Annotated in this window: 11 protein-coding genes and 1 pseudogene; 9 read left to right on the plus strand and 3 right to left on the minus strand. The window is 58.9% G+C overall.

The annotated features are described in order from the left end of the window. Positions 1 to 166 precede the first annotated feature (166 nt). The 3 genes from HGO40_RS08050 (at position 167) to HGO40_RS08060 (ending at position 2,499) form a co-directional block, all read left to right on the plus strand. On the plus strand, positions 167 to 1,369 hold the full coding sequence (locus HGO40_RS08050) for an MFS transporter (RefSeq protein WP_250962584.1): 1,203 nt from the start codon (positions 167 to 169) through the stop codon (positions 1,367 to 1,369). A gap of 259 nt (positions 1,370 to 1,628) precedes the next feature. Continuing rightward, entirely contained in the window at positions 1,629 to 2,111 is a 483-nt protein-coding gene (locus HGO40_RS08055) for a nuclear transport factor 2 family protein (RefSeq protein WP_250962596.1), read from the plus strand. Positions 2,112 to 2,271: 160 nt separating this feature from the next. Beyond that, positions 2,272 to 2,499: a zinc ribbon domain-containing protein gene (locus HGO40_RS08060; RefSeq protein ID WP_186707235.1), complete on the plus strand. Its 228-nt coding sequence runs from the start codon at positions 2,272 to 2,274 to the stop codon at positions 2,497 to 2,499. 13 nt (positions 2,500 to 2,512) lie between these two features. Here HGO40_RS08060 and HGO40_RS08065 read toward each other — a convergent pair whose 3' ends face one another. Both HGO40_RS08065 and HGO40_RS08070 read right to left on the minus strand, forming a co-directional pair. Further along, positions 2,513 to 2,995 carry a GNAT family N-acetyltransferase gene (locus HGO40_RS08065; protein WP_250962585.1) on the minus strand — a complete coding sequence of 161 codons (483 nt, stop codon included), beginning with the start codon at positions 2,993 to 2,995 and terminating at the stop codon, positions 2,513 to 2,515. Positions 2,996 to 3,259: 264 nt separating this feature from the next. After that, on the minus strand, positions 3,260 to 4,192 hold the full coding sequence (locus tag HGO40_RS08070) for a helix-turn-helix transcriptional regulator (protein WP_250962586.1): 933 nt from the start codon (positions 4,190 to 4,192) through the stop codon (positions 3,260 to 3,262). A gap of 553 nt (positions 4,193 to 4,745) precedes the next feature. On the opposite strand from HGO40_RS08070, the gene HGO40_RS08075 reads away from it, so the two are divergent. The 5 genes and pseudogenes from HGO40_RS08075 (at position 4,746) to HGO40_RS08095 (ending at position 9,065) form a co-directional block, all read left to right on the plus strand. Next, complete coding sequence (locus HGO40_RS08075; RefSeq protein ID WP_250962587.1) at positions 4,746 to 6,077, plus strand: MFS transporter; 1,332 nt, start codon at positions 4,746 to 4,748, stop codon at positions 6,075 to 6,077. Between the two features lie 102 nt (positions 6,078 to 6,179). Beyond that, positions 6,180 to 6,878: a fumarylacetoacetate hydrolase family protein gene (locus HGO40_RS08080; protein WP_250962588.1), complete on the plus strand. Its 699-nt coding sequence runs from the start codon at positions 6,180 to 6,182 to the stop codon at positions 6,876 to 6,878. Between the two features lie 47 nt (positions 6,879 to 6,925). Next, positions 6,926 to 7,657: an SDR family oxidoreductase gene (locus HGO40_RS08085; protein WP_250962589.1), complete on the plus strand. Its 732-nt coding sequence runs from the start codon at positions 6,926 to 6,928 to the stop codon at positions 7,655 to 7,657. A gap of 32 nt (positions 7,658 to 7,689) precedes the next feature. Further along, positions 7,690 to 8,646 carry a 2-hydroxyacid dehydrogenase gene (locus tag HGO40_RS08090; protein ID WP_250962590.1) on the plus strand — a complete coding sequence of 319 codons (957 nt, stop codon included), beginning with the start codon at positions 7,690 to 7,692 and terminating at the stop codon, positions 8,644 to 8,646. 132 nt (positions 8,647 to 8,778) lie between these two features. Beyond that, positions 8,779 to 9,065: pseudogene (locus HGO40_RS08095) on the plus strand (type II toxin-antitoxin system Phd/YefM family antitoxin). Positions 9,066 to 9,345: 280 nt separating this feature from the next. Here HGO40_RS08095 and HGO40_RS08100 read toward each other — a convergent pair. Beyond that, a complete protein-coding gene (locus HGO40_RS08100) occupies positions 9,346 to 10,311 on the minus strand; it encodes a DMT family transporter (RefSeq protein ID WP_250962591.1) in 966 nt (321 codons plus the stop codon). Positions 10,312 to 10,438: 127 nt separating this feature from the next. Between HGO40_RS08100 and HGO40_RS08105 the strand changes: the two genes are divergently transcribed. Then, entirely contained in the window at positions 10,439 to 11,020 is a 582-nt protein-coding gene (locus HGO40_RS08105; RefSeq protein ID WP_250962592.1) for a hypothetical protein, read from the plus strand. Positions 11,021 to 11,096: the final 76 nt, after the last annotated feature.

Raw genomic sequence — 11,096 nt, forward strand, 5'->3', positions numbered from 1 at the left:
GTGGTTTCTGCCGTCTTAAAAAAATGACGATGGGGGCAATGGCCCAGGTGATACGCCGTCAGCGCAAAAGGTGCAAACTTCCTAACCTTGACTCCGCCACCCAAACCACTATCCCCGCCTGTAGCCGTGCTACAAAAAGGCCTGTTCAGCGCGTGGAAAAACACCGATGTCACCGCTCTCCATCGGCAAGCCCTCCAATCGCTTCGGCCTGTTTTGCGTAGCCAGTTTTCTACTGTCCATTTCTTATGGCGCCACTTTCCTGGTCTCGCTGCTGGTGTCCTCCCTGGGGGGAACTGAGCGCGATGCGGGGCAAGTCTTTGCCGTTGCCATGACGAGTACCCTGGTCGCGGTGGTCGCCTCGGGGCATTTGATGCAGCGCATAGGTGCAGCACTGTGCATGGCCCTTGGCGCTGTATTTCTGGTCATTGCGTCCATGGGGTTTGCGCTGATATCGGGCCTTGGCATCGGTTTGTTGGCCTGCGGTTTGATGCTGGGGATCGGGTGGGGGCTGTTTTACACGGTTGGGCCCATTATGGTCGCAGCGATGGTCGAGCCAGCCAGACGGACTCATTGCTTCGCGCTTTTGTCGGGCAGCATGTTGACGGGGATCGGTAGTGGCCCTCTTTCAGGCAAGCTGGCCAGTTCCGTTGGGCTACCCATCCAGACGGCTTTCTTCTTTGCCGCCGCCGCGGCATTGCTGGGTGGGGTGTATTTTTGGTGGCTGAGAACGGGCTTTGCCGAAGTGGAGCGCCGGCCTGGCGATAAGGCACGGATGGGGCTGAGATCGGCGACGGATGTGCTGCGCTCACGTTCAGCGTTGTCCATTTTGATGGTGGGGCTGGGGGGCGCGATCTTCGGCGGCCTGGGCAGTTTCCAGACCAGTTATGCCGCCAGTCAGGGGTTGGACTACTCCCTGTTTTTCGTCGGTTTCATGGGGGCGGCTATCGCTTGTCGGTTGTTGATTGCCGGGTGGGTGGTACGCCGTGACCCCTTTGCGACTTCTTGCCTGTTGACCACGCTGATGTTGGTCGCCGTGACGGGGTTCGGTGTGTGGGTTCATGACAGTCTTAGTTACGGGTTGACGGCGGCCTTGCTTGGGGTCGGTTATGGTCTCAACTATTCGGTCATTAATGGCTTGGCTGCCAACGAGGCGCCACCTGGACTGACCGCCCAGGCACTGCTGCTTTTCAGCCTGTCCTACTTCATTGGCGTATTCGGGTTTCCCTTTATCGCCGGCAAGCTCATCAGCAGCACGGGCGTGAATGGGATGCTGCTTAGTGTCGGATTGATCGCTATGTTGGCCTGGGCCTTGAGTGTCGGTCGCTGGCTGGCCGGGCGATTCTGGAAACCAGCCTCTCTCATGGAATGAAACATTTTCCTCTAGGGTGCAATGGTTTTCCGGTGACGGAGAAGTCTGAGCATAAGGGCATGAAGGTAGTTAAGGCTGAAGGCACAAAGGCGCGGCAAATTGCTTGATGAACGGCTGCTCATGAAATCTATCCACTGAACAGCATCGGGCAACCTCACAGCAGTATCGGGCAAAGGATTCTGGGCACACGCCGTTAAGGTTCTCCTGGAAGCGCGTCTTATCAACTGCATTGCTGTGAGAGAACATCATGACCCTATGGATGAATTTGGCTTTGCGCGTCCAGGCTCTTGCACTGTCTTTAGTGTTTTTCACGAGTAACGCCTGGGCTTCGGAACCTATTCAAAACGCCAATACGGATCTGGTCCGCCAGGCCTTCGCGAATTGGCAACAAGGCAAAGGCACTGTATTCGATCTGCTGGCGCCCAATGCGAAATGGACCGTGGCCGGGACGAGCCCTGTTTCCGGTGTCTATAACAACAAGGCTGAGCTGGCCCACGTCGTGCGGTCGATTACCGCTCGGCTGGCAACACCGATTGTCCCCACGGTGCAGCACATCGTTGCTCAGGATGATGTCGTGATTGTGATGTGGGACGGCACAGCCACGGCGCTTGATCACAAGCCCTACAACAACGCCTACCTGTGGCACATGACTTTCAAGAATGGTCAGATCATTGAAGTCACAGCCTTTCTGGACACCTACGTGCTGGACGACCTTATCCGGCGTGTAAAACCTGAACAGTAGCGGTTCGGCCGAAACAATTGCGTTGGGCTATATTGTTGGCTGTGAAACAGTTCGCTTTTCCGTCGCGTGCTTTTCAAAAGGTTCACTCGACTCAGAACAAAAACCGGAAAGGCATGGTCTTTGTCAGTACCCCAAGTTCGTCTCTTCCTGAGGTCACGCAATGAGTCTGATCGATTGTCCTGAATGCGCATCCCGAATTTCCGACAAGGCCTACGCCTGTCCACATTGCGGCAATCCGTTCCGGGAGCCGAGTTTCCGTCTGACCGAGAAGAACGTGGGGCAGATTGCCGGGGTGACCGGCGTCTGGCTCACCGCGCCGTGGGTCGCGCGGATGGTCTTTGGCGTGGTGGCCGTGATTGCGGTAGCGGCGGTGTTGATTCTGCGGTGACTGTGTCGATTGGCTAGCTAGCCGGACCCGTCGTGCAACCGCTCTGCCGGACATAATAATTGTCGAACTCGCTGCTTTCGACGAATTGGAAACCATGGCGGATGTAAAAGCGATTCGAGGTGCTTTCCTTAAGGGCACCCACCCTGAGCGGGAGCGCGGCTGCATCCGCTTCGTTGAAAATATGATCGAGAACAGCCGCGCCTATTCCTGATCCTTGCGCGCAGGGCCTTATATACAAGTGGTCAAGCAAGAGTTCATGGCTGAAAGGCTTGACCACAACGAACCCGGCCCTCTTTCCCGACACCTCGATGTGGCGCGTATAGCAGGGTTGGAAACCACCAAGAAACCGCTCGCGCGCCCGCACCGGATCAAATCGCCCCACACGCTCCAGGCTTTCGCGCATGGCCTCGATTCGGATGCCTGCCAGATCTTCCGAGTCGCTTTGTTGAGCGGGGACGAGAATGACGGGAGGGTTTTGCTTGGGGGAGAGGGGCATTCTTCACGCGCTGCTTTTCATCCGGGAAGCCAGTATAGATAACCAACCGAAGAAATCAGGTGATCCAGAATGCAAACCGACTCGCCGTTATGGCGAGAAAAAGTTCGCGCTCACAGGCCATATGGATGACTTAAGCGAAGCGATGAACCCGTGACGAGGGAGCTTGCTCCCGCTTGAGTGCGAAGCGCTCACAAAAGAGGGCCGCTGCGCGACCCAGCGGGAGCAAGCTCCCTCGCCACGGGTTTTCCAGAGCCGACAGATTCATCACGTATTCAACGGCAACTGCGGACTGTCCGGATTCAACTGCTGACGCCTGAACTGCCCCGGCGGCTGTCCATGTATCTGGCGAAAACGCCTGGAAAAATAGGCTTCGTCGGCAAACCCGCACAACCTCGCCACTTCGCCCACTGGCCGTGTGCCATTGAGCAAGTAATTGCGTGCCGCATGCATTCGACGTTCGAGCACCAGCTCGGTAAAGGTCTTGCCGATTTCCTTGCGCAGCCAGTGGGTCAGGTACGTCGGCGACAAGTAAGTCGCCGCAGCCACTTTGATCAGGTTGAGGTCCGGGTCGGCGATGTTCTTGCGCAGGTATTCGGACATCCGGCCCAGCGCATCGCGTCGGCTGACTTCGGCGGCATTTTCTTCGGCCAAGCGCTTGAGTGGCTCCGCGTACAAGGCGCAGACGCTGCCGATCAGTTGCAGCAACAAGCCCTTGAGCATCTCGCGGGTGCCGAACTGGCGGTTCTGGTCCAGGGCGCGCATCTGCTCGATCAAGGCGCAGGCCTTGGTGAAATCCTCGCCCCCCAGGATGAAGTCCAGGTGTTCCTGGAAACGGAACGGCGACAGTTCCGGCGCCAGCAGAATCGAGACTTCTTCCAGGTCCATCGGGTCGCACTGCAGATGCGGCAGCAGGAACGTCTGGGAAAAATTGATCACCATGAAGTTGCTCTCGACCGGGTGCGGAATCACGTGCACGCGGTGGGGCAGGATGAAGGCCAGGGTGTTGCGTGGAAACGGACGCTCGACGTTGCCAATGTGCTGCACGGTGTCGCCGCCGAGGTTGATCTGGATCTGGAAGTACTCGTGGCGATGCGGGCTGGTTTCCGCGCGTCGGCCCTTTTTGTCGCGGATGTAGAAGTCGGTCAATTCGCTGCGTTGCTGCATGACGTAGGTGGGGACTCGGCTCGGTGATGACATCTCCTGGGAATCCTTTGCGGTGCATGGCGGTGATGAAGATTGTGACGGTGCATCTGGATAATGTTCAAGAGGTCATACGATGACGAGGCTGGCGTTGTGAGTTTTCTATCGCTCGAAAATGAAGGGCGCTTGTCCAAACACAATAAATTCGCATGATTAAATTTATCTTTTAAAAACAAATGGTTAATAAAAGTATGAAAAAAATCGCCGATCTGATTTTTTTGGACAGGTTCCTTTGGCGCGCTTTTAAACGGAAAAAAAGATCTAACACCTCAGTTGATTTCGAATGGTTGTACGACCACTGTTGGAGCCACGCAACCCGACCTCCCATCCAAAAACAATCAAAGGTGCGCACATCATGAACCTGTTCCTGTTTCACGCTGACCCGCCCGACTGCTTCTGCGACAAATCCTGTTGCAAGGCCTCTTTGAACACCTGACACCGGCTGTTCACGCCTCTCATTCCTGTAGCGATTGTTCTGCCCCGGCATCGAGGGCATTGATTTCGGCTGCTCGTAAATATTTCGACGCTTCTAACAATAACGAGGTCCACCATGTCGAACTCCCACACCACCCAAATCGCCAGCGCCCGGGACGCCGTGGTGCCTGAGCGCCTGCCGTCGCGGCGGCGTTGGTTCATGCTGTCGTTGCTGCTGATTGCGACGATCATCAACTACATCGATCGGGTGAATATTTCGATTGCCGCGCCGTTCCTCGCCAAGGACCTGGGCTTGGACAAGATCGAAATGGGCCTGATTTTTTCTGCGTTTGCCTGGACCTACGCCATTGCGCTGGTGCCGGCCGGCTTCATCGCCGATCGTTTCGGTTCCCGGTTCACCTACGGGGTGTCGCTAATCAGTTGGTCGACCGTCACCGTGTGCCAGGGCTTTGCCACGGGCTTCGCTTCATTGTTCGGTCTGCGCTTGGCCGTCGGTGCGATGGAAGCGCCGGCGTTCCCGGCCAATAGCCGGGCGGTCACGGTGTGGTTCCCAGCGCGTGAACGGGGCCTGGCCAGCAGCATCTACGTCTGCGGCCAGTACCTCGGCACGGCGCTGTTTACCGGCGCGCTGCTGTGGTTGGCGACCACTTATGACTGGCGCCATGTGTTCTACAGCACCGGTGCGCTTGGTATCGTTTTCGGTGTGGCCTGGCTGTTCCTGTACCGCGATCCAATGAACTGCAAGAAAGTCAGCCAGGAAGAACTCAAGTACATCGAGGCAGGGGGTGGGCTGGTCAAGAGCAGCAAGGAGCGTACCCGGTTCAACTGGCGACAGATCGCCGAGCTGTTCAGCTATCGGCAGGTCTGGGCGATTTGTATCGGTAAATTCGCCAGCACCTCGGCGCTGTACTTCTTTCTCACCTGGTTCCCCACGTACCTGATCGAAGAGCGTCAACTGACCATGATCAAGGCCGGGATCTTCGCTGTGCTGCCGTTCGTGGGCGCGACGGTGGGCATCCTGCTCGCCGGGATCGTCTCCGACCTGCTGATCCGTCGCGGCTATTCGCTGTCTTTTGCCCGCAAGTTACCGTTGGTGGTCGGGTCGATGCTGGGCATGTCCATCGTGCTGGTGAATTTCACGGATTCGAACGTGATCTGCATCGCCGTGCTGACGATTGCCTTCTTCGCCCAGGGCATCGCTTCGTCCTCGTGGGCGGCGGTGTCGGAAGTGGCGCCCAAGGAACTGATCGGACTGACCGGCGGGATCACCAGCCTGGCGGCTAACATCGGCGGTATCGTCACTCCCATCGTGGTCGGCGCGATCGTCCACAAGACCGGCTCATTCGCCTTGGCCTTCTGGTTCATCGGCGGCGTGGCGCTGATCGGCACCTTGTCCTATTGGTTGCTGCTTGGCCGTTTGTATCGCATTGAACTCAAGGCGCGCTGAGCCCGGAAAAAAGCTTTTTTTCTCCAACACGAGGCGGCATTCCTCCAACTTAGCCAGGGATTGCCGCCGTACGCTGACCCTTCCAACAGGACTTTTATCAGGATGAACATGCCCGAGTATGTCTTTACCCCGGACTTGCCAGTGACCCTGCCGGTTGTTGGCTTCCCGCAGCGTTTTCCCGTTGGCCGGGTCTTTTGCGTTGGTCGCAACTACCCTTGGCCCGATACCCACGGTGAATCCCGCGTGCCACCGGTGTTTTTCATGAAACCAGCCAGTTGTGTGGTGGACGCGGTCGGTGGCGTGACGTTTCCACCGATGACCGAGGAGTTCGCACACGAAATCGAATTGGTTGTGGCCATCGGCGAGGGCGGCGCGAATATTCCTGAGAGCCAGGCGCTGGCCTATGTGTGGGGCTACGCGGCGGGTTTGGATCTGACTCGACGTGATGTCCAGCGCCTGGCCAAGCGCAACGGCCTGCCGTGGGAGGGCGCCAAGGTGTTCGATGGTGCCGCGCCGATGACGGCCATCGTGCCGGTCTCGCGGGCGGGGCACCCCGAAGGCGAGCTGTGGTTGAACGTGAACGGCCAGGAGCGCCAGCGCGACAGCCTCGACAGCCAGATCTGGTCGGTCAGTGAAGTGATCGCCCGCATCTCCCAAACGGTGACGCTGCGCGCCGGCGACTTGATCATGACCGGCAGTCCGGCAGGCGTGGATGTGTTGCAGCCGGGAGATGTCATCACGGCCGGCATCGATGGCATAGGCGAACTGGAAATGCGCGTTGGCCCGCGTTTGTCTGACTGATCTAGAAAAGGAGAACTTACGTGTCCAACACATTGAAAGTGGCTTAGGTGACTGGTGCCGGCAGTGGGATTGGCCGTGCGGTGGCCCTGGGAGTGATGGAAGACGGCTACACGCTGGTGTTGGCCGGGCGCCGGCCCGAGCCCTTGCAGGCATTGGTCGAGTTGGCCGCCTGCGAGGGGCGCGAAGCCCTGGCGGTGCCCACTGATGTACGCGATCCGGCCAGTGTCGATGCGCTGTTTGCCGCCATCGCCGAGACCTACGGACGCCTGGACGTCGTGTTCAACAACGCCGGGGTCAATGCGCCCGCCGTGCCGCTGGATGAGCTGACGTTCGAACAGTGGCGAAACGTGATCGACACCAACCTCAACGGCGTTTTTCTGTGCGCCCGTGGTGCCTTCGGCCTGATGCGCCGGCAACAGCCCCAAGGTGGACGGATCATCAACAACGGTTCGATTTCGGCCCACACCCCGCGACCGTTCAGCAGCGCCTACACCGCCAGCAAACACGCGGTGCTGGGGTTGACCAAATCCCTGGCCTTGGACGGGCGCGACTACAACATTGCCTGCAGCCAGATCGACATCGGCAACGCCCTCACTGAAATGTCCGTGCGCATGACCCAGGGCGTGCGCCAGGCCAACGGCAGCATCGCGGTGGAGCCGATGGTGGACGTCAAGCACGTGGCCGACGCGGTGCGTTACATCGCCGGCCTGCCATTATCGGCCAACGTCTTGAACATGACCGTCATGGCCACGGCCATGCCGTTTGCCGGTCGCGGTTGAGCCAGCTTTTTTATTCGCCATACGAGGTGTACATGAAGCCAGAAGTCTTGCAACTCAGCCCGATCCTGATCCCTGAAATCAATACCCGGCTCAACGAACTGTTCACGGTGCGGCGCTATTTCGAACAGGCTGATAAACAAGCCTATCTACAAGAACACGGCGCCAACATTCGCGGTGTGATCACCGGTGGGCATACCGGCATCAGCCAGGCGCTCATGGCACAACTGCCCAAGCTGGAAGTGGTCGCTGTCAACGGCGTGGGCACCGATGCGGTGGACCTGGCCTATGCCCGGGATCGCGGAATCCGCGTGACGGCGACCGTTGGCGCGCTGCCCGAAGCTGTCGCCGACCTGGCGATCGGCCTATTGATAGCCGTGTGTCGCGGCTTATGCACCGGTGATCGCTACGTGCGCTCCGGCCAATGGCCCCAGAGCCCGACGCCGCTGTCTCCGCTGCCATTGGCCCGGCAGGTGTCCGGCATGCGCATCGGCATCGTCGGCATGGGCCGGGTCGGTCGCGCCGTGGCAACCCGCGCCGCCGCGGTCGGTTGTCCGATCAGCTACACCGCCCTGCAACCGATGAGCGACGTAAACCACACCTTTGTCGCCGACCTCAAGCAACTGGCCCGCGACAGCGACGCCCTGATCCTCGCGGCGGCCGCCGACAAGGCTGAAGCCCTCGTCGATGCCGAGGTGCTGCAAGCGCTGGGCAAGGGCGGCTACTTGATCAACGTGGCCCGCGGCAAACTGGTAAACGAGCCCGACCTGGTGGCGGCGCTGGCCGACGGGGAAATCGCCGGTGCGGCGCTGGATGTGTTTGTCGATGAGCCCCATGTGCCCGAGGCGTTGTTTGGCAATGAACAGGTGGTGCTGCAACCCCACCGAGCGAGTGCGACGTTGCAGACCCGCACGCGGATGGGGGAGATGGTGGTGGCGAGTCTGGTGGATAGTTTTGCTGGGAAGGTGCCGCAGGGGTGTGTGACGGGGTGAGGCGCAAGCGGTGCGGCGTTGCGGAGCAAATCGATGAGTGTGCTGTGTTGAGCTAGGGGGAGGCGGCAGGTAGGTCTCAGGTATGCAATGGCTGTGCTTGCTCGATCAGCCAATAAGGCGGGAGCCGCCTCCATGCAAATCGTTTTGGCTGATGTGGCCGTCAGCGTATCCGAACTCAAAAAAATCCGTCATCCGTCCTGAACGCTGGCAACGGCGCGCCAGTGGCGGTGTTGAACCACAACCGCGTCATGGGCTATATGGTCCCGGCAAGTGTTTACGAGGCCATGGTTGAGCGCCTGGATGAACTGGAGCTGGCACAGGTGGTAAAGGCACGGATCGAGGCCAATGAGACGCCTGTCCGGGTGTCTCTTGACGAGCTCATTGGCGAAGCTGAGGCTGATATCGCCAACGAGCATTGATTACACCGCGAGGTAGTACCGATAGAACAAGGCCAGAAATGATGTCCACTTTAATTGATCTGACCCCGAAAGCCAGCGGCCTCTGCAAAGGTGGCCGCTCATATCGAAACTGTCCCTCTTCCTGTCAGTAAAACTTCCACCCATTACGTTTTGCACGAGGACTCCCTGACCGCATATTCAGTGGAAGAGGCCGGTGCCGTTGAATACAAAGTGGTGACTTCGAAGGGTCGCAGAAAGACAGCCAAAAGGCTGGACAAGGGGTAGGGCAATCATCTGTTGATCAAGGGGCAGCGTTGGTTGTCGATCCACGCGAGTTGAGGATGATTCGCACCCCCATGACCACCCCAACCAGTACAGCTGCAAGACCTGACATCTCCAGGAGTGTCGGCAGCCGATGATGAAACCACAAACCCAGTAGCGTTGCGAACAGCGACTCCAAGGCGATCAGTTGCCCGGAAAGCACCATGGGCAAACGCCGGGACGCGGCGTTCCAGGCCCAGGCCCCGACAACGGATGACATCAGCGCAATCACGAACCCCCAGAGATATAAAGGCCCTGCGACGGAAACAGCAAAACCCAGGCTCGGCAGTTTGAGCAGGTCGAGTGCTTGTACTGCCGGTAACAAACACAAAGTGCCGATGCCGGCGCCAGTCATCATCAGGCCAGTCCAGGCGCCGGACGCCTGGGGTGGCAGTGTTAGCAGGGCGCGCTGGTTCACCCAACTGAATGCGAGCCACAAGATCACGGCACCGATTGAAAACAACAAGCCCATCAGCCAGGAACCGTCGCTTGCAACGGGTTGATGGCCCGCGCCGAGAATCGACAGCAGAAGCCCAACCGTCAAGAACATCAGTGGGATCGTCAGTTTGCGCCACTGGAGGATTTTGGTCGTGGCGTTGCCCAGCAATGCCAGCAAGACCGGCACCATGCCAATAAAGGCCGGTGTCAGCACCGGCCCGCCGAAGATGATGCCGGCGGCGATGCAGGCGCTATAGCCGAGGTAGCCAATCACGCCCAGGCCTGCGGCCAGCAGCACCTGATTGCGACGCAGCCGCCGAAGCTCGGCCCGATAGAGCAGCACGACAGCCAGGCCCAGGGCACCGGCGATCAGGAACCGTACGATCATCAAGTCATAGATCGTGTAGGCGCCGGTGACGTAGGGCGCAATGAAGTTCAACGCCCAGCTCAGCGTCGCGACCACCGCGAGGGCCAATCCGATGAAGAGGCTTGAGTGGGCCTGGATCATCAGGCGTGCGCCCCGGTACGTCGGCTATTGCAGCCAATCCCTGAACCCTCTATAAAATCTCGCGCTGACATCGCGTTCCTCTTGACCGTCGTTGGCCCTGGATATCTGACCCGCATGGAGCATCATCGTGAGCCAATCGCCACACCCCCTCATTTCCCAGACTGATATTTGCCCGGGCACTACCTACCACGTCCTGCGACATGCCTTGAACTTCACCTTATTGACGCTGCTCACCGGCTGCGGAGCGCTGTCGGATGTCCGCTCTTTCTCCACCCCTTATTCAACGCCTGATGGTGGCGAGACCGCACGCTTGCGGGTGATCAGCGATGGCATGGTCAGGGCCGTACCCAAGTCCGATTGTGTGGATTTCCGCCTGCCGGGCGCGGGCGTCATGGTGGCGTTCCGGGATGGCTACGCCAATCGCAACGGCGAACGACTGGGCATGCCAGACGACGACAAACATTCATCTTCCACGGTAATGACTGAGCTGCTGGTGCCTGCCGGACAGCCCATCGCTTTTCATTACATCGGTGCTCAATGCTACAACATGTTCCGCTTTGTCCCTAAAGCAGGGGCGGATTACCAACTGGAGGCCGCGGGGCGCTTCAAGTGCACGGTCACCCTCAAGCAACTGTCCGGGAAAACGACCGAGCTTCCCCCTTTATCCTTGGAGGACAGCAAGCTGTGCAGGATCACGGATAACTTGTAGCGTGAAAACTTTTCAAGGACGCCATAACGTTTGAAAAGGAATCTTCATCATGGACCCCCCCCCCACCTTCCAAACC

This window comes from Pseudomonas sp. CG7 (genome assembly GCF_023701885.1).
In the GTDB taxonomy this organism is placed as follows: Bacteria; Pseudomonadota; Gammaproteobacteria; order Pseudomonadales; family Pseudomonadaceae; genus Aquipseudomonas; species Aquipseudomonas zanjanensis.